Raw genomic sequence first — 19426 nt, 5'->3', positions numbered from 1 at the left:
GTAAATCGTTGCCGTTCAGCGTTAGTTCATCTTTCACCAAACGTTATTAGGCTTCTATTAATGGAGTGTTTGCAACACTTCCGTTGTAAATGGAATGATTTCGGATATGCGACCTTCACGAATTTTGGCAGGCCATTCGGGATCACTAAGCAGAACACGACCCAAGGCGATCAAGTCAAATTCATTGTTCTCCAACTTCTCATTTAATTGATCCAAATGGGCATCCCCTGTTCCCTGGTTCTCGGTTGCTCTGTCTACGAATTCAGCTTCAAGACCTACCGATCCAACTGAAATAGCTGGTTTACCCGTTATTTTTTGCGTCCAACCCGCAAGATTCAGCTCAGATCCTTCGAATTCCGGTAACCAGAACCGGCGTGTAGAGCAATGGAATATATCCACGCCAGCAGTACTAAGTGGGGCCAAGAATTGCTCCAATTGTTCTGGCGTCTCCACCAGACGTGCCTCATAATTCCCCATCTTCCATTGGGAGAACCGGAGCACAATTGGGAAATCAGGACCAACCGCCGCACGACAAGCTTTAATCACTTCAACCGCAAATTGGGTTCGCCGTACCAAATCACCACCATAATTGTCGGTCCGTCGATTCGTCTGCTCCCAGAAGAATTGGTCAATCAGGTATCCATGGGCTCCGTGCAGTTCAATGCCGTCAAACCCGATTCGCTGTGCATCCGCTGCCGCTTGGGCAAATGCCTGTACAAGACATTGAATCTCCTCATCCGTTAATGGTTCACGTGATGGTTCACCTGCCATGCTTACCCCTGACGGACTTACAGGGTCAGCTTCTGCGTTAGGCAAGTCACCGGAACGACGTGCTGTACCCACATGCCACAATTGTGGCATAATTTTGCCACCCGCTTCATGTACTGCTTTCACTACATTAGCCCATCCTTGCAACGAATCTTCACCATGGAATAATGGAATACTCGCTCCACTAACCGAAGATGGATGATTAATGCCTGTACCTTCCGTTATGATGAGCCCCACTCCACCTGCTGCTCTGCGACGATAGTATTCAGCAACTTCTGGTCCAGGTACGCCCTCTGGTGAGAATCCGCGAGTCATGGGTGCCATAACGATTCGATTAGACAATGTTAGCTTGTCCGAGGTGAAAGGTTTGAATAATGCTGAAGGTACGTTCATAGTACATTGCTCCTTTGCAATTGGAAGTGTGGAACTCCGCATCCACATGAAATGCGACATGCTTTTGTATATTGTAACACGTGTAATCCAGTTGACTGGTTTAGGATTATTTCTCTATCCATTTTATAGTTTCTTAATTTTATTTTCAAATTTTCGAAGTTGGGCGTTCAAACTACTCTTATAGAAAAAAAAAGAAAGCTACCTTACGGCAGCCTCTGTTGGATCACACTACCGAAGCAGTCTGACATGCACTCTACTACATCTTAAAGTATTTTCCCGGTCACCAATAATGTGGATGTAGCATAGTATATAATCCATAATCTTCCTTCCAATTTAATTAGCATTCACGGGGATATCACTGCGGTTCACTCGAAGCAATTTCCCTGATGAAGTTGATAACACATCCGGATCGGTACCCAGACCAAAGTAGAAGTCACCCTCGTTCTCTTCGAAAGACTTGGCATAGGTGTCCTGGTTAAAACGTAAAATCTCATTCCATGTGGTCAGATCCGTTGATTGGTAGACCCGATTTATATACAGATTGGCACTTTGGCGAGTGTACGTAAGCACATACACCTTGCCATCACGCAACAGCACATCGGTTGGGAGCGCCTTGGCATCCGGGAGATTAACTCGCCTTGCCTGATTGATGTCGGTCATGACATTCAAAGATTTGGGCAGCAGCTGCCCATCATTAAACACGCCTCCCGCTATATAGAGCAACTTGTTATTGAAGTTAACATTTTTGCCTATTTTATTATAAGGAATTGTGCCCGTTTGATAGGTTAGTCCAGGTAGCATTTTGTTACCATAGATGACAACATCCCGTTTCTCAAGATTTTCATTAATCTCCAAAATATTAGTTTTGTCATTCCATATTTTATTGGCAGGATACATCATGCCAGATGCATATAACTTGCCATTAAGATGGAACATGGTATAAGCCCGGAAACCAAACGTATTAATGGTCGCATATTTTTGCCAAGTTTCACCTTCATTATGAGAGATTAGAATGGTTGGTTTGGACTCTGTACCCAGCGCGGCAAACATCTTGCCTTGATAAGATGCCAAATCGTATACGTGTACACCCAGCGGCAGATTGCGATATTTGGTCCACACCTCTCCATCCAGACGATAGAAGTTGCCCAGTTCCCACTGTTCACTATCAGAATCATTGCCAGGAATATATAACTTATCGTTTAGTACTCTGTAGATATCAATCTGTTCCTCATCCACATACATCTTCGTTGATGGCAAGATGCCCGGGTTGCTGTTCGTCACCGACTGGGTCTTGAATTTTGCATTCGCTGTATCATAATAAATGACTGGGATAGGGCCTGAATTAGGAGCTACGCCCAGATTGCTGCTATTTCCGTGGCCCAAATATATTTTGCCGTTGTACAGTTGCATGTCCCAGACGTTATTAGCATATGGTGTTTTGGTAAAAGGTCTGCCTAGCAGTTCGATCTTCGATGTTACATCCGCTGAACTGATCGGTGCATTAGACACCTTGGCAAGCCCACGTTCCGTCGCAGGGGGTTGACTTGTTGACGTGGTGTTTTTCGGCTTGGAGTTCCCCATAAGCATCCAGCTCATTCCTGCGACAATGGTCAAAATTACGGCTGTCCATTTTGTATGTCTCTGCATGTCCGCTTCCTCCTTCATTTTTTCATCATCATTACCTTCACACCAAGATGATACAATTTGTATCTTTTTATACTATGTAAAACCACCCGCACATGCAACAAATTTCGCCCTATTTATACAAAAAAAGTAGACAATCACATCTGTTGATGTGCTGTCTACTTGTTCTTAATGTCTGTGATTTCTATTCAGCTTTTACCAAAATCTTAACCTGATTTTTCTCTTTCAACAGTGCTTCAAATCCATGCTCTACCACTTCATCCAACGAAATTCGTTTGGTCACCAGCTTATCAGCCGGGAAGAAACCTTTATCCATCAGACTGATAACCGCCGGGAACACATCGCGATAACCAATAATGCCATTAACTGTACGTTCTTTCATGACAATTGAGTTCGGGTGAATCGGCGCTTCCTGTTCAAAAATACTGACGATCATCAACTCTCCACCAATACGTGTTGAATCGATGGCTTGTTGCAGAACACGTGGAACACCGGTTACTTCATAGGCTACGTTAACGCCACCTTGTGTACGTTGATGGATCTCTTCCACGACATTAAACTGCATTGGATCAATCACAATGGCACCGAGCTCTTCGGCTTTTGCTTTCCGTTCATCCGATAACTCCACCACATAAATATCCGACGCTCCCGAAGCTTTAAGCGCTTCGATGACCAGTAGTCCGATTGGGCCTGCGCCAAACACGGCTGCTGTATCTCCCACTTTTAGCTTGCTTTGTCGCACAGCGTGAAGTGCTACAGCTGAAGGTTCAACCAACGCACCTTGCTCATACGAGATTGAATCCGGAATGGCATGTACCATGTTTTCTGCAGCAGTTACATACTCGGAGAATCCTCCGCCGCCTCCAGCGAGTCCAAGGAAACCCATCTGATCGCACAGATTGTATCTGCCCTGTTTACAAGCTTCGCAGTGTCCACATGCATAGATGGGTTCTACCACAACACGATCGCCTGCCTTGAAACGTGTAACACCTTCCCCTACTTCAACCACCTGTCCTGAGAATTCATGCCCCATAACTATAGGCGCTTGTTCCCCTGTTAGCGGATGCGGTGCTTGAGCGGGAATGAAGATTGGACCTGCTGTGTACTCGTGCAAATCACTGCCGCAGATACCGCACCATTCCACTTTTATTTTGACCTTTCCTTCTTCAGGGTGAGGTTCATTAATATTTTCGAGACGTAAATCTTTGACTCCATGCCAACGTAATGCTTTCATTCATTTCATCTCCCAGATCATAATTTTTGATATAATCGGAAACGTTTCCGTAAATTAAATATGTCACATTTTAGATACACTGTCAAACATATCTCTCCATTAATATGGCTATTTCATGATCATATCGAGTTCACTTTAGAATGCTTGTACTTTAATTCAAGTGATCTTAGCGGTATTACAAACGATGTAATCCTTGATATTAACATATATTATGACAAATATTATTGTAGTTCTATCGAAATTTAATCAGGCCTCGCCATAAATCTGGCCCATTCACGGGATACTTCATTGTTCAAATGTTATAATCAAGTTATATAACTATCGTGAAGTTCATACATATTCCTAATAATTCGGAATCGTTTCCGATAAAGTGAGGTAACCGTACATTGAGGAAAGAACAGAAACTTACGATCAAGGACGTTGCAGAGCGTGCCGGCGTGGGCATCGCTACCGTATCCCGGGCCATCAACAATTCAGAAGGCATCAGCAGTAAAACACGGGATAAGGTGATGCAGGCCATTGAAGAACTGGGGTTTGTACCCAACACCTCGGCACAGAGTCTGAAAATCCGGCAAACGCACCAGATCGCTCTTGTTGTACCCGACATACGTAACGCCATCATTCCGGAAATCTCCTGGTCTGTAGAGCAAACGGCGAAGCAGCATGGTTACCATGTCGTGCAGATCAATACGGCAGGCAATGCCAGAACGGAGCTTGAAACCATTCGTAATGTCAAAAAATTGCATGTGGACGGACTAATCTTCATGCCTCTGGCGTACCCCAAAACGTTACCCGGACTGATTGATAAAGCGCCGCTCCCTATCTCCATGATTAATTACGGCAAGAAACTGGAACCTGGCATGAAGGCAGATATCGTCTCTCTCTCTCAACCTGAAGGCAAACTAGTTATGGAACATCTGTTCAAGATCGGCCGGACTCGAATCGCTTATGCGGGAGCACCGAAGGACATTATTGAAGAGCGCTTTCGTGCGTATGAGCAAGCTGTAGGCCATGTGGACATTTCTCTCGTCTACTTTGGTGAGGACTTTTCATTAAATACAGGTGCCAATGCTGCAGATTATTTTTACGGACTTACGCATATGCCAGATGCCGTCTATGCCATTAATGATATGGTTGCCATCGGATTGGTTAATCGGTTCAAGGAGTTAGGGGTTCGTGTACCTGAAGATGTGGCTGTTGTGGGTGTGGATAACAATCAATGGACAACCGTCACGTCTCCTCAGATTAGTTCCGTGTCCATTATGGGCGAAGAAGTCGCCAGACTTGCTACTGAGCTGTTGTTAAAACGAATTCGGGAGATGAGCACGACCGATTACGAACACATCCAGTTTGAACCGCGCTTAATCGTTCGTGAATCAAGCGTCGCCATGATTCATTCTTCCCAGCGAGGGCCACACAGTTAAATTTGGTGAGGGGGATGGGTCACCGGGATAGAATGTATTTTACATCCGTCCCTTCATTTGTTTTCTACACAGATATACTAAAAAGGTGTTGCTCAGGTCTAACTCTTTCCTGGCAGCACCTTATTTGTCGTTGATTCTATATAACTATAGCAGAGTCATACTCCGCATACGTTCATTCTAAGAAAGCAGTTGCCTGATCGGTGTTCCCTTCAGGAACATCGCTATATTCTCTATGGTATGATTATAATAGATCTCATAATTCCCACGAGTCACATAACCCAGATGCGGTGTGGCCAGAACGTTGGGCAATGTTCGCATCACATGGTTAACGGGTAGCGGTTCCTGCTCATATACATCCAGACCTGCACCAGCAATCACACCACTTTGCAATGCCTCCACCATAGCTTCCTGATCGACAATGCCCGCTCGTGACGTATTTATTAATAGCGCACTCGATTTCATTTGTTGAAATTCGGCTTGTCCGATCAGATTCCGCGTACGATCACTCAATACCAGATGAATGGATACGATGTCGCTCTGTGCAAGCAACTGCTCCTTGGTCTCGGACCAGATCACACCATGTTTTTCGGCTTTCTCTTGTGTCAGATTCTCGCTCCAGGCCATCACATTCATACCAAATGCTTGTGCGATCTCAGCCATGCGAGTGCCTATTTTGCCCAAACCAAGCAATCCAAGTGTTCTCCCATGCAAATCCAACCCGACCGTGCTCTGCCAGTTTCGATTGGAGCGAAGTGCATTATTTTCTGTAACCAGTTGTCTGGACAGTCCCAGAATTAGTGCCCATGTAAGCTCCGTCGGCGGATTAGAGCTTCCCTCAGTTCCACACACAATGATGCCGTTCTTCTCAGCAGCCTTGAGATCTATCGACGCGTTGCGCATACCACTTGTAATCAGAAGTTTTAGCTTAGGGAGCTGCGAAATGACCTTCTCTGGAAACGGTGTACGTTCCCGCATCAGAACCACAATATCGAAATCCTGCAATTCCTGAATGACTTTTTCTTCCGAGCCCATATAGTTGTTGAATGTCTGAATCTCCACCTGATCCACAAACGGCCCCCAGTCCGCCGACGTCAGCGCAACGTTCTGATAATCATCCAAAATGGCACAGCGCAACTTCGTATTCATTCCTGATCTCCTCCTATATCTGCTCAATTCTTAAATATATTGTAGCAACTCCGCATCACTTTAAACAGAATAAATCCCTATTACTGCAGCAAAGACAGCGTAACTTGGATGCTCTGCTCTACAAATAAGCGGTCCGGTCCTGATTTCATCAGTACAGTCAGTCCAATCATGGATACAACCAGAGACTGTGCGACCGCACTCGCGTTCATGTCAGTAGACAACTCCCCGCTCTGTTGCCCTCGTTCTATCGTTTCTTTGAAAAGAACACCCAGGTACATCTGATGCTCCCGTGTAAGGATAGCGAATTTGGGATCATGTGGAGCCAGCTCAACCATCGTATTAATGCAAAAACAGCCGTGGCTAGGCTCGGTCACACTCCCCTCTGCTCCAATATGTTCAAACAATCCACGAAAGGCTTCCCGCACGAAAGAGCCCTGTTGAAGTCTGGCTCTGACTTGAGCCGCGTGCTGAGTGGTATACCTGCGAAGTGCTGTTTCAAATAATTCCTTTTTATCTCCAAAAGCCGCATACAGACTGGGACGTTGTATGCCCATTGCGGTCGTCAAATCATTTAAAGATGCCGCTTCGAACCCTTTGTCCCAAAACGTATGCATCGCTGCATCGAGTGCTTTATCCGTATCAAATTCCCGTTGTCTAACCATACAATTCACCTCTTTATGTATCGATCAGTATGTTTATATATTTTAACCTCCCTCTTATTACAAAGTCAAAACCTAATAACCGGAAAGGAGTTTTTAGCTATAAATGAATCGGAAAATTTGGAATAGAAGCGATCGGATAATTATTTTGTCGTCACATTCTCTGGGTAAAAATCTTTAGTTTAACCCTCACCCAATTCTCTGTTGACAGAATTCACGCAAATAAAGTATGGTTATTCCGAAACATAACATACCGATCAGTACACAATAGAAAGGTGACAACTGCTCATGCAAACTTCTTCTCCAGATGCACAATTATCCAATAAGGATCGTCCTGCCATGTCACGGTTAGTTGCTCTTCTTTTTGCCGTGTGCAGTGGACTTGCGGTCGCCAATATCTATTATGCTCAGCCTTTGCTGGACTCCATCTCTCAAGAATTCAGCCTCTCTCCATCATCCATAGGGATTGTCATCACAGTGACTCAAATATGTTATGCCTTGGGGCTGTTCCTTCTCGTTCCCCTTGGAGACCTCTTAAATCGTCGCAAGCTGATCATCATTCAAATGCTCTTATCCGTGCTTGCACTGGTTCTCGTAGGAACCGCACAATCCAGCTCACTTTTATTCACGGGCATGGCTGTCGTAGGTCTACTCGCGGTCATTACGCAAACGCTCGTTGCCTTTGCTGCACACTTGGCAGCCCCTTCCGAACGTGGTCGCATTGTCGGGTTGGTAACCAGCGGGATCGTCATTGGCATTTTACTTGCACGAACGGTTGCAGGTACGCTGAACGATTGGTTCGGGTGGAGATCGGTATATCTCTTCTCCGCCAGCCTTACATTACTCGGAATTTTCGCCTTATTTTTTGTTCTCCCAAGGCAACAATCAACACAAGTAAAACAAAGCTACTTCCAATTACTCGGTTCCGTCTTGCAACTGTACCGTGAGTTGCGTGTGTTAAGAGTACGAGGTGTGCTGGCCATGCTGATTTTTACAGCCTTCAGCATCTTATGGACTTCTATGGTACTGCCACTAAGCAGCCCTCCACTGTCCCTGTCTCATACAGTCATAGGTGCATTCGGTCTCGCAGGAGCGGCGGGAGCATTGGCTGCTGCCCGTGCAGGTAAACTTGCCGACAGGGGCCTTGGGCAGAAAACAACCGGTGTCGCCCTTGTCATTCTGCTCTTGTCCTGGCTACCCATCGGTTATGTCCATCATTCTCTCTGGTTTCTGATCCTGGGTGTTATCCTGCTCGATCTCGCCGTGCAGGCCGTACATGTTACCAACCAGAGTCTGATCTACGAAGTTCGTCCCGAAGCGCAGAGCCGCCTGACGGCAGCTTATATGATCTTTTATTCCATCGGCAGTGCAACCGGCTCCATCGTTTCTACCCAAGTGTATGCATGGGCAGGCTGGACAGCCGTTTGCTGGTTAGGTGCTGGCGTTAGTGCAGCAGCCCTTGTATTCTGGATGATCGATCGTTATATGCATCGGAATATCGATCATTGAATTAGTCCAGTTTATTCCACACCACAATAAAAAGAGTTGCCAACGGACCAAATAACAGGGAAATCAGAAACCAGTTCCGACCACTTCTGTTTTTTCCCTGAGCCAGTCCGGCATTAATCAAGGCAAGTGTGCCCCAACCTACAAAATATTCATTATCCATCAAATGTCTTCTCTCCTCTATCCATTTAATTCTGGCTACTGCTCAAGCATATCTTTGAGCTTACGATTACGATCCTCCAGAAATGCCTGCATGTATCTCTTCAGCACAAGTCGTTCGGTTGCCCATCCCAGCAATCCAAGTGGAGCTTCGAATCGAAGTGTATCTCTCATGCAAGTCATCTGATCCCCAATTACGCTGAAATGATGTTCATGTCGCATGCTCTTGAAAGCCCCTTTCTCCATCTGATCCACAAAGAGGAAAGGTCGTTCGAACTGCACAATTCGGGACTTCAACTTCTGTCTGACCCCAAAATGAGTAGCCTGAAATGTAACGGTATCCCCTGCTCCAATTCTTCCTGTGGTTACTCCTGCAACTGCTCGCTCTCTTGTATGTTGCCAGACGGTCTGAGTATGTACATCAATATCCCGGGCATAGTCAAAGCATCGTTCAATCGAGGCATGTATTGTAATCTCGGTTGTCACTTCAATCATGGCGATCGCTCCTTGGCAGGAAAATAAGGTCTTTGCAAAGTATACGCTTGCTTCCTTGGTCGAACAACACATCTAGGATGCTATAACAAAAAACGGGTCCCCTGTCTTCTTACAGGAGGCCCGTTCTCAATATAAATAAGGAATACAGATAATACTTAGATTAAATAAGCAATTCATCAATGGCAAGCGTACGCTCTTTGGAGAGATCGCGATATTCTTCAGACTCCACTTTGATGAGTGGTTTGAAAATATCAGATGTATTGTTCATGACAATAACACCCTTTTCTCCATTGCTGAGCAGTACTTGTTTCCCGATGAAATTAGGAAGCAAATGTTGCATCAATGCCTGAACCGGTTTTTCATTCAATTTACCAAATCCCATTCCATAGATATCTCTAAGGTTGTTGATCAGATTTGGATTGCTTCCTCCGTGATTCCCTGATCTCATGCCTATATAGATATCCGCTACAGATACAATCTGTGTATATGGATGAATTTCACTTTTCTCAAGTTGCATCGGATAACCCGACCCATCTTCCCGTTCGTGATGTTGCAGAGCAACCAGTGCTGTCGCTTCATCCGTCATCGAATTTTTGATAATTTCATGGCCATATATAGTGTGACGCCGCATTTCAAGCTGCTCATCAGCCGTCAACGGTTCTGTTTTGTTCCGAATCCGGTGGGAAACTTTGCACTTTCCAATGTCATGCAGATAACCACCGCGACTAATCTGATAACTCTCCTTCTGAGAATATCCAAGCCAATTCGCGAGGTAGAATGACAACAATCCTACCTGGATTGAATGTGTATAGTTATTGACGTCATCCCGCTCCAGCATCATCAGGAGATGAACGACATCTTTTTGCTCATCCAGTCCTTCAACCATCGGTTGCAGTGCATCATCCACCATGGTGGCGTTGAACTTGCCAACGGTCAGAGCTTCGAGAAAAGCATTTTGATAATTATGTACAGTCTGAATAAATTGGGACTTCAGCTCTTCTTCAGGCGGTTCTTCCTTCGTAGTTATCCCCGAAGCATGCTTTGCGGCTGCTGCAAAAAATTCTGCTTCAGTGATTTCTTCTTCGCGTGATTCAATATCTACATAATCTACACGGTGCTGCATAAGCAAGGTGATATCCTCACCTTTGATCACAGTTCCCTTCCCGAGAACGTGTAATCCTGCATCGCTGAATGTATCCGCAGTTAGACGGTCTCCGTCTTGCAGGTTCATAATATGGATTCTCAAATCGGTATTCCCCCTGAACAATTCATTATAGTAACAGCACCCAACGGAACGGGGCCACAAAAATACCTATACTTCTTTATATCGTTATAATTCTTCATTTCATACATAGTTCAAACGACCTTAATCACAATGGTAAATACGAACGCCTAAGACTTTATCCTCACTCCAACATCCAAATTAGTCCCGGTTTTAAACTTTTACACACTTTTGTGCCTCATTGCCGTATCAGAGTAAGCCAAAGAAGTTCAAACGCTCCGTTTGAACTTCTTCAAGACATCTCAAATTAGATTTTGATCGAACCCAGACTAGCACCTTTAACAAAAAATCGTTCAATGCTCTTCTCGACCGAAGCATCGGGAATCAGCGGTGGTGCCTGATGGGGTTTGGTACGTGCATCAATAATCACCTGATCACAGCCCCAATGCTTGTGGTCATATCCGCTATTAACCCCGTACATGTCATGTGAAGGGTTGCTGCGAGTAAAGGTTGCCCATAAGAAGTTGCTGAGGTTAGCACTCAAGAACGAACTGTCGTCACATAGAATGATCATCGGACACGAGTCCAGACCTCCCTGTTCTTTCAATAGAGACGTGAATGCTTGCATCTCCTGTGCTGTATCCGCATAACTCGTAAAGGCCGATGTCTGGATCGAAACGATACCCGGCATGATGAGCTGTGGATTCTCATAACCACGAATGTTTTTCAAAGACTCTGGCACTTCCGAACACAGCTCCCGAATCTTGTCGCCATACGCTGCAAAAACAACTTTGCTTCCGCTGTTCAGTCCTGTACCCGAATAATCGAGTGTATCAATCGTTGTATGGGTATGGAAATGAATATCCCGCTGCATATCCATACGCTCCAAGATATAGGTCAGGAATTCAACTTCCTTGTGGGTATCCAGAGGTTGCTGATCCTCAGCAGTAATAAACAGGTACTTCGCCAGACTCAGCTGACCCGTACCCAAAATACGGTTGGCAATCGTAAGCAACTCTGTCGGCTGCTTCACCGCCTGATATGGGGTGTAACGTTCACTGCCGATGGCAAACAGCAATGGATGAACCCCTGCTGCATCGACCGCATGCACTTCTTTGACACCTGGAACCTCCTGTTTGATCGCGTCTCCAGTAATCTCATGAATCAAATCGCCAAAAGCCGTATCCTCTTGCGGTGGACGACCAACAACTGTAAACGGCCAGATCGCATTAGGTTTGGCATAGACTTTATGCACACGCATTAACGGGAATTCATGGGTCAGACTGTAATAACCCAGATGATCACCGAACGGACCTTCGGGTTTTGTCTCGCCTGGGTAGATATCACCCGTGATGACAAAATCGGCATCATTGCTAATGCAATACCCGTCCTTGTAACTGTACCGGAAGCGACGTCCGGCGAGCAAACCGGCAAATGTCATCTCACTTAGTCCTTCAGGCAAAGGCATAACCGCTGAAAGTGTATGTGCAGGTGGACCCCCAATGAAAATACTAACTTTCAGTGGTTCTCCCTTTTTGACAGCTTTGGCTTGATGTATACCGATTCCGCGATGAATCTGATAGTGTAACCCTATTTCCTTGTTCATTTCAAAATCATTGCCATCCAGTTGAACCCGGTACATCCCCAAGTTTGAATTCATGATTCCTGGTTTGTCCGGATCTTCCGAATAAACCTGCGGTAGAGTCACAAATGCCCCACCGTCCATAGGCCAGTGCTTGATGAGAGGCAAGTCCGAGATTTGAATCTCTTGCGCGGACACGGGTAGACTAATAGACTTCTGTTTTGGCAGCGCCTGCCACGCAGCAAGACCTGTTTGGACATGCTGAAATGGTGTCTTAAGCGCCTTCATGGGATCGTCACGAACTGCCATGACCCGTTGTACGCCTTCCAGCGTACCGCGGAACATGAACTTGCTTCGTTCCACCGTGCCGAACAGATTGGATACGGCCTGGAACTTTGAGCCTTTTACATTTTCGAATAACAACGCCGGGCCTTTAGCCTCGTGCACTTTCATGTGGATCGCTGCCATCTCAAGATGAGGATCAACCTCTTCTTTGACCCGAATCAAATGACCATGCTGCTCCAGATCGTTAATACAATCTTCCATATTGCGATATTTCATTGGATGGCTCCATTCTCTGTATGATTAAATTAATTAAGTTCATAGATTCACATAACGTCTCTTCTATTTTATCAAATGATCCACTGCTAAACAAAACTATATGTGAAATTTTGTCGCGAATACAGATATCAAAAAAGCAATCTGGCAGCAATCTGAATCCTGAACGCACAGGGACCGATTGTTTCCATATTGCTCTCTCTGTTCTGGCTTGCCTTAAGGTGTAATGGTCGATCTGGGGATCGTGACAATAAACTGTGTGCCTTTTCCTACTTCGCTCTCTACATCAATTGTACATTGATGCAATTTCAATATTTTAATCACAATGGACAAACCCAATCCATTCCCTCGAAGCGAGCTGCTTCGCGCTTTGTCCACCATGTAGAATCGATCAAAGATATACGGGAGTGCTTCCTCAGGTATTCCTTGTCCAGAATCTCTAATCAATACCTTCACAAATGAAGATGACGTCTCAATTTCGACATGAATGATACCTTGTGGACCGGTGTATTTGATCGCATTGTTTATTAAATTTTGCCAGACCTGATCAAACAAATCTTTGTCCACTGTGATCTCGCAGGGCAACAAATCCAATTCGATCTGTATGTCCTTCTGAGCCCACTGCGGCTCTGCCAGTAAAATCGCCCTTCTTAATTGTTCATCTACCTGGAACGTGGTGAAATGAACCGGATGATGCTCTGAATCCAGCGAGGCTAGCCGAAGCAGATTATCACTGAGCCTCGATAAGCGCAGCGTTTCCTCATAGATAATATCCAAATGCTCTTTCTGCTCTTCTAATGGAATAACACCATCTTGTAGTGCTCTGGTGAATCCTCTAATTGAGGTGAGCGGAGACTGCATTTCATGAGAGACGTTGCTGACAAAGTCATCACGAACCGAATCGATTTTTTGCAACTCACTGGCCATATGATTAAAGCTCTCCATCAGTTCGCCAAACTCATCCTGATTATTATGTTTCAAGCGGACCGACAGGTCACCTGAGGACATCTCCTTCGCTGCAATCGTTAATCTCTTAATCGGTTTCACAATGTACCCGGACATGAACAGGATTAATAAGCTGCCAATCACCAGAACCGTTAACAGTGAGGTTAAGAGCGTGTTTCGCAGTGTATGAAAAAGAGAGGAGAAATCGCTTTGAATTAGAAATGTGCCGATCCCCTCGTTTGTTCCAGGAACACCTATGGTCGCGACTCCATCTTTACTGGACAGAAAAATGGCATCCGTTGTACCCGCCTCAAATAACGAATGAACTTTGTCCTCTGGCAAGGAAGATAACACTTCACTTTGTTCATTCACGGGAGTGATATTTAAGCCGTAGCGAGCAAAGATACCTAAGCTTGATTGTACTTTTTCCGGATCATCAATCAGGTTAATCAGTGTAGCGAGATCTTGAGCAAAGGTAACCATAAAACGATTCGGTGTCTTTTCCTGGGACCCGTTATTTATCATAAAGGAGAGAATTAAACTCACCAGAACAATCCCGATAAACGTAGCTACGATGCGAAGTCGCAGGCTTTTCCTAAACATTTTCATGCCCGCTCCAGCCGATAACCGAGTCCTCTTATCGTTGAGATCACTAACTCTGGTACAGGTTCAAGTCGCTCCCTTAACCGTTTGATATGTACATCAACCGTACGCTCATCTCCTTCGTAATCGATGCCCCATATGTCATCTATAAGCTGTGTACGTGTGAATATTTTCCCTGGCGAACTCGCCAGAGAAAATAACAATTCACATTCCTTCTTTTTCAATTCGATAGATTGTCCATCCGCAACGACCATCAAGTTGCCCAAATCAATCGTTACACCGCTAACCTGAATCATGTTTGATGAACTTTTGTTATATCGCTTCAGTAACGATTTTACACGCAAGATTAACTCCACAGGATCAAATGGTTTAACCAGGTAATCATCTGACCCGGCATTAAATCCTCTGACTTTGTCCTTGGATTCTCCCTTGGCAGTCACCATCAGGATGGGAATATCCAGATAAGACCGGATATCTTCCGTCAGTTCAATACCGTCTATTCGCGGCATCATCACATCCACAATCGCCAGATCAACTTTTGTATGCGAGAGGATATCTAGCGCCTCTTGACCGTCTGGTGCTTCCAGCACGGAGAATTGATTCTTTTCAAGATAAATTCGGATTAATTTACGGATATGGGAATCATCGTCCACCACCAGAATTGTGTTCATGTAGCCATTATCCTTTCCAAAATTGATATTTATTCGTATCGTAAGGATTCCATCGGGTCCAGCTTCGCCGCTTTTGATGATGGCATCAAACCGGCAACAATACTAATCGCTGTACTTACCACGATACCAAACAAGATATAATATCCCGAGAGATTAATGAGTTTTGCTCCAAACGCATTGTCCAAAAGAATGTTTAACACATAACTAATGATCACTGCAAAGATTACCGCAATAATACCACTAAATACGCCTAATAAGGCAGATTCGGAGAAGAATATTCGCTTGATATCTTTCTTTCTTGCTCCAATCGCCCGAAGAATTCCGATCTCCTTTGTCCGTTCCACGACACTAATGTAGAGTACTACGAGTATCATAATACCGGATACGATCAACGAAATACCTGCAATACCCGCAAGTACAATGGAAGCCATACTTACATATGTGGTGATATTCTCCATGACCTTGGCCATTTGGGAGCCTGCGAAACCAGCGTCTACAGCAGCTTCATTGATATCATTTACATATTTCATATCGGTAGCATAGGCGTTAACCTGAATTGGTCCAATCGTTATTCCTTCGTCCGCATACATTTGCTCCAACGTCTCTGATGAAATGTATCCCGGGGATTGCTGCATTGGAGATCGTGGATCTGCCGCTTCGTAGATCCCTGAGATGGTTACTTCTTTCTCCAAAGTTACTGGTTTATTATTGCCATCCATCTCATTGATATATAAAAACACGGACTTGCCGATCATGGTTTCAGCTTGATCATTTCCGCTTAATTGTTTCGCTGTATCGAGAGGTAACAGCATCTGATTTTCTACCGGCAGAACACCAGTTGTCATCAATGCTGGATCAAAAGCATCCGTTAACGTTGTTAACTGTGTGAGTCCTACACTTTGTTTTTCATTCACCATAGTCGATTTGCCTGTAATGGTCGTAATTGTCTCTACATGATCCACATTAGGAAAATTGCGAATCGTCTCTACATCAGCTTCGGTGAACGGTTCACCTGGTGCCATCAAGGCCTCGGGGCCTTGCATGTCCTTGGCTTCTTCACTCGGCTTTGTTATATCCACGAGCAAAGGGTCCATACTTGAATTGATTTCGTCATTCATATACGTCGTTATACCATTCCCCAAGGAGAGCATCAGGAGTACACTTAATATACCTATAGATCCACCCAAAGCGACCAGAACATTACGCTTGCCGTTGAGTTTCATATTTTTAAGTGCCATCTTGAATGAAGCAAGCAAGCTCAGGCTACGGGAAGAATCCTGACCACTCTCGTAAACAGCCGTAGAAGGATCTTTCAGGTGAATATCATCACTAATACGCCCCTCTTCAACCTTCACAATACGTGTACCGGAGTCAGCGACTTTCTGCGAGTGAGTTACGGCAATCACCAGCATTCCCTTTTTGGCTATACTGTCGAGCAGAGCGAGGATTTGATCTCCGTTTTCCCTATCCAGAGCACCCGTCGGTTCATCTGCAAGAATAATATCCGGATTGTTGGATAATGCCCGTGCGATGGAAACCCGTTGCTTCTGACCGCCAGATAACTGGTTGGGACGTTTGTTCAGATGATCCTTCAGTCCGACCTCTGTCAATATATCAACAGCACGTTGGTTCCGATCCTTCTCATTGGTATCCGTCATTTGCATCGCAATCGTTACATTTTCGAGGACAGACAGATGCGGGATCAGATTGAAATTTTGAAAGACAAAGCCGATATTATTCTTCCGATAATCATCCATTTCCTTCTCTGTCATGGCACTTAAGTTCTTGCCACGAACAACGACGTCCCCTTCATAGTCGGAGTCCATACCACCAATGATATTCATCAGTGTCGACTTACCACAGCCAGATTCGCCGAGGATGGAGACAAATTCCCCTGTCTCAAAACTTAAGTTCAAACCGTGGAGTACCGGAACTCTTTCTTTTCCATATAAGGTGTATGATTTCTTCACATTTTTAACTTCCAGTATTTTCATATGGATCTCTTCCTCTCCTGATCATGCACGATATCTATCTATTTGATGTTCATATCGTAACAAATCAGTATGAACTGATAATGAACTGGACCATTGCACCTATAAGAGGTTGTTCAAAAGAACTATATGCAAAAAACCCGAATCCTTAGATATAAGGACTCGGGTTGTCTTATTTCGTTATTGCATTTGATAATATAAGTTAAACTAATCATTTACACGATAACGGAGAAGACAGAAAAAACCTGAAAAAGCGAAGCGTTCGCCTTTATCCCCGGATTTTCACCTTTGGAAAAGGGATTCAAAAAATCTGGGGATAACAGCGATTGGAAGGTTATTCTGTCGTCGTAGTGTCAGTGTAAATAATCTTTAGTTCAACTTATAAAGTTTAGATTAATCCCGCTTTTGCCAGCAGCCTTTTCACAATCGCGGCTGACTGCGCACGACTAATGTCTGCATCTGACATCAGTTTGCCATCAGCACCTTGTACCAGCTCTTGTTTAATCGCCGATGCAACTGGCTCTGCTGCCCAAGCCTGTACTTTAGCGCTATCGCTGTATGTGCTCAACAGACTTGTTGTCTCTGACGCGTCGGCCTGTGCCAGACCGACCAGTTTCATCGCACGTGACACAATGGTCAGCGCTTCAGCACGAGAAATTTCGCTGTTCGGACGGAAGCTGTCGTCAGCATAACCTGAGATTAGGCCGTAGGACACAGCCGTCTGAACCTCATCCTCATACCAGCTGCCAGTCTTCACATCTGTGAACGATGCCGCTTCTGTACTGCGCGGGGAATGCAGCCCCAAACCTCTTAACAGAACAGCCGTAAACTCTGCCCGTGTAATACTCCGGTCTGGCGCAAACACGTTCTCACCGGTGCCTTGTACGATCAGACGGGATGCCAGATCCTGTACGTCATCACGACTCCAGTGACTTGATACATCGCTGAATGTTGCCGGATGATAGATCAGAGCGTAAGTGCTGTTCGTCAAGCTGTTAATAATAGCAGAATCTTGCACGTTACCTTTGATAACCTTGGTCGGTACATGCAGAAGGCTGCCATCTGGCTGAAGCACAACTCCTGTCGTGATCTTTGAACCATCGACACCCTCTGGCAAAGTAATGGAGCGCTCTACATAAGAGTTGAAACGATCTACATTAACTTGCTGTCCATTCCAGATCGCTTTTACTTCAAAATCAATCGGAGCTGCGATCACCGTTGTGTTCTCCAGCTTATCCGCTGCAGCCTGAATTGCTGTTTGTTTAGATGTGGCACTAGGCACAATAGCGATTTGGATTGTGATATCTTCCAATGGAACCGTGCTTCCGAATTGGTTCAGAATCTGATCCACCTGAATCTGGTTAGCTGGAAGTGTGTACGTACCGCTATCAGTCTGAATGACAACTTCGGCATTACTTCCTTCCATTGTTTTGACCAACTTGCCGTTCAGTTCACCAACGACCGCACCCTTGCCAGTACCTGTAATAGGCAGCAGAAGCGTTTTTAGTCCACTTCCAATCTGATTGATGACTTTGTCATTATCCACATGAACCGTGGTGGTAACCTGATTGTTTACCGTTGATGTGCTAGCCGTAGCAGACTGTTCCTGTTTCTGACCGTTCACATAGATGTCTACACCTTTGGTTACCGCCGGAGTCGATGGAACTGGGGTAACGACTGGTGAAGTTGGCGATACACTTCCTCCTCCTCCACCTGAAGAGTTACCAGGATTCGGTGTAGGTGTCGAACCAGAATTATCGCCACCTGAGTTTGCTGCTATAATTGTGATTGTTCCACCAGACAACTGAGCACCACTATTGTGTTCTACATTTGTAAAATGCCAATGTTCTGAATCGCTTTGCACCACTGTGAGCTGTTTTGTTCCAGGAGTCGCATTACTTTTGGCTTTGACCTCAATATCAAATAATTGCTGTTCATCTGAAATCAGACGTTCACCTGCATTGAAATCAACCCAGATGATCCGTACCCAGCCTTCTTCGTTATTAATTACGTACTGGAAGTCTCCTGTACCGGTTTCTTCTGGAGATGTGCTAATCGTGCTGACAGATTTAGGCGTGATACGGACAACTTCCAGGGCAGATGTATCATAATCAATCTGCATATTATAAGCGCTAACCTGAGAATAGGACTGCTTTAATGTAACAGGGACATGAACCGTCTGCCCCGCCTGTACACTAACATTTGCAAATTGTACTTGTGATGGTTCTACCGGTTCTGCCCCAGCTATACTCGGGAATACGAGAGACGAGAGTAGCGTCAGTGCGATGAGACCTGACATTGTTCTTCTGATTCTTGGACGTTTCTTTTTCGGTTGAAACATGTATTAGCCTCCATGTCTGTATCAATTGGTAGAATGTATGGTGACGATAAAAAGAATATTGTTATTCGTTATTTAAATTAAAAAA

The 19426-nt window shown here is 44.9% G+C and carries 15 protein-coding genes; 2 read left to right on the top strand and 13 right to left on the bottom strand.

Going from position 1 to position 19426, the window contains the following annotated elements; all coding sequences use genetic code 11:
• Positions 1-57: 57 nt before the first annotated feature.
• The 3 genes from CXK86_RS14890 to CXK86_RS14880 all read right to left on the bottom strand — a co-directional run bounded on the left by CXK86_RS14890 (position 58) and on the right by CXK86_RS14880 (position 4039).
• The gene (locus CXK86_RS14890; protein WP_083684215.1) at positions 58-1161 is read right to left on the bottom strand and encodes an NADH:flavin oxidoreductase; all 1104 of its coding nucleotides are present in this window, start codon (positions 1159-1161) and stop codon (positions 58-60) included.
• Between the two features lie 333 nt (positions 1162-1494).
• The gene (locus CXK86_RS14885) at positions 1495-2808 is read right to left on the bottom strand and encodes a hypothetical protein (RefSeq protein ID WP_076249527.1); all 1314 of its coding nucleotides are present in this window, start codon (positions 2806-2808) and stop codon (positions 1495-1497) included.
• Positions 2809-2989: 181 nt separating this feature from the next.
• Positions 2990-4039, bottom strand: coding sequence for a 2,3-butanediol dehydrogenase (locus tag CXK86_RS14880; protein ID WP_076249528.1), 1050 nt, complete (start codon positions 4037-4039; stop codon positions 2990-2992).
• 386 nt (positions 4040-4425) lie between these two features.
• On the opposite strand from CXK86_RS14880, the gene CXK86_RS14875 reads away from it, so the two are divergent.
• Complete coding sequence (locus tag CXK86_RS14875; RefSeq protein WP_036608611.1) at positions 4426-5463, top strand: LacI family DNA-binding transcriptional regulator; 1038 nt, start codon at positions 4426-4428, stop codon at positions 5461-5463.
• Positions 5464-5640: 177 nt separating this feature from the next.
• On the opposite strand, the gene CXK86_RS14870 is transcribed toward CXK86_RS14875, so the two are convergent.
• On the bottom strand, positions 5641-6609 hold the full coding sequence (locus tag CXK86_RS14870; protein ID WP_101313977.1) for a D-2-hydroxyacid dehydrogenase family protein: 969 nt from the start codon (positions 6607-6609) through the stop codon (positions 5641-5643).
• An 80-nt stretch (positions 6610-6689) separates the two neighbouring features.
• The gene (locus CXK86_RS14865) at positions 6690-7271 is read right to left on the bottom strand and encodes a TetR/AcrR family transcriptional regulator (protein ID WP_101313976.1); all 582 of its coding nucleotides are present in this window, start codon (positions 7269-7271) and stop codon (positions 6690-6692) included.
• Between the two features lie 285 nt (positions 7272-7556).
• On the opposite strand from CXK86_RS14865, the gene CXK86_RS14860 reads away from it, so the two are divergent.
• A complete protein-coding gene (locus tag CXK86_RS14860) occupies positions 7557-8777 on the top strand; it encodes an MFS transporter (protein ID WP_101313975.1) in 1221 nt (406 codons plus the stop codon).
• A gap of 1 nt (position 8778) precedes the next feature.
• On the opposite strand, the gene CXK86_RS32080 is transcribed toward CXK86_RS14860, so the two are convergent.
• The 8 genes from CXK86_RS32080 to CXK86_RS14825 form a co-directional block, all read right to left on the bottom strand.
• Positions 8779-8940 (bottom strand): hypothetical protein, encoded by a 162-nt coding sequence (locus tag CXK86_RS32080; RefSeq protein ID WP_155985038.1) that lies wholly within the window; start codon positions 8938-8940, stop codon positions 8779-8781.
• Positions 8941-8972: 32 nt separating this feature from the next.
• Positions 8973-9428, bottom strand: a complete 456-nt coding sequence (locus CXK86_RS14855) for an SRPBCC family protein (protein ID WP_047842714.1) — start codon at positions 9426-9428, stop codon at positions 8973-8975.
• 160 nt (positions 9429-9588) lie between these two features.
• Positions 9589-10674 carry an HD-GYP domain-containing protein gene (locus CXK86_RS14850; protein ID WP_036608620.1) on the bottom strand — a complete coding sequence of 362 codons (1086 nt, stop codon included), beginning with the start codon at positions 10672-10674 and terminating at the stop codon, positions 9589-9591.
• A 283-nt stretch (positions 10675-10957) separates the two neighbouring features.
• Positions 10958-12793 carry a UbiD family decarboxylase gene (locus tag CXK86_RS14845; RefSeq protein ID WP_101313974.1) on the bottom strand — a complete coding sequence of 612 codons (1836 nt, stop codon included), beginning with the start codon at positions 12791-12793 and terminating at the stop codon, positions 10958-10960.
• Between the two features lie 213 nt (positions 12794-13006).
• Positions 13007-14344 carry a sensor histidine kinase gene (locus CXK86_RS14840; protein WP_101313973.1) on the bottom strand — a complete coding sequence of 446 codons (1338 nt, stop codon included), beginning with the start codon at positions 14342-14344 and terminating at the stop codon, positions 13007-13009.
• Positions 14341-15009 (bottom strand): response regulator transcription factor, encoded by a 669-nt coding sequence (locus CXK86_RS14835; protein WP_101313972.1) that lies wholly within the window; start codon positions 15007-15009, stop codon positions 14341-14343. The genes CXK86_RS14840 and CXK86_RS14835 overlap by 4 nt, the downstream gene beginning before the upstream one ends.
• Before the next feature lie 29 nt (positions 15010-15038).
• The gene (locus CXK86_RS14830; RefSeq protein WP_101313971.1) at positions 15039-17003 is read right to left on the bottom strand and encodes an ABC transporter ATP-binding protein/permease; all 1965 of its coding nucleotides are present in this window, start codon (positions 17001-17003) and stop codon (positions 15039-15041) included.
• Between the two features lie 385 nt (positions 17004-17388).
• Positions 17389-19341: an S-layer homology domain-containing protein gene (locus CXK86_RS14825; protein WP_101313970.1), complete on the bottom strand. Its 1953-nt coding sequence runs from the start codon at positions 19339-19341 to the stop codon at positions 17389-17391.
• Between the last annotated feature and the right edge of the window lie 85 nt (positions 19342-19426).

This window comes from Paenibacillus sp. BGI2013, from assembly GCF_002843485.1.
Taxonomy (GTDB): Bacteria; Bacillota; Bacilli; order Paenibacillales; family Paenibacillaceae; genus Paenibacillus; species Paenibacillus amylolyticus.
This window is presented reverse-complemented; position numbering and strand designations above follow the sequence as displayed.

Coding starts and splice junctions, on each gene's coding strand:
- CXK86_RS14870 (WP_101313977.1), bottom strand. CDS start 6,609: ATGAATACGAAGTTGCGCTGTGCCATTTTGGATGATTATCAGAACGTT.
- CXK86_RS14840 (WP_101313973.1), bottom strand. CDS start 14,344: ATGAAAATGTTTAGGAAAAGCCTGCGACTTCGCATCGTAGCTACGTTT.
- CXK86_RS14825 (WP_101313970.1), bottom strand. CDS start 19,341: ATGTTTCAACCGAAAAAGAAACGTCCAAGAATCAGAAGAACAATGTCA.
- CXK86_RS14835 (WP_101313972.1), bottom strand. CDS start 15,009: ATGAACACAATTCTGGTGGTGGACGATGATTCCCATATCCGTAAATTA.
- CXK86_RS14890 (WP_083684215.1), bottom strand. CDS start 1,161: ATGAACGTACCTTCAGCATTATTCAAACCTTTCACCTCGGACAAGCTA.
- CXK86_RS14885 (WP_076249527.1), bottom strand. CDS start 2,808: ATGCAGAGACATACAAAATGGACAGCCGTAATTTTGACCATTGTCGCA.
- CXK86_RS14865 (WP_101313976.1), bottom strand. CDS start 7,271: ATGGTTAGACAACGGGAATTTGATACGGATAAAGCACTCGATGCAGCG.
- CXK86_RS14855 (WP_047842714.1), bottom strand. CDS start 9,428: ATGATTGAAGTGACAACCGAGATTACAATACATGCCTCGATTGAACGA.
- CXK86_RS14860 (WP_101313975.1), top strand. CDS start 7,557: ATGCAAACTTCTTCTCCAGATGCACAATTATCCAATAAGGATCGTCCT.
- CXK86_RS14830 (WP_101313971.1), bottom strand. CDS start 17,003: ATGAAAATACTGGAAGTTAAAAATGTGAAGAAATCATACACCTTATAT.
- CXK86_RS14880 (WP_076249528.1), bottom strand. CDS start 4,039: ATGAAAGCATTACGTTGGCATGGAGTCAAAGATTTACGTCTCGAAAAT.
- CXK86_RS14845 (WP_101313974.1), bottom strand. CDS start 12,793: ATGAAATATCGCAATATGGAAGATTGTATTAACGATCTGGAGCAGCAT.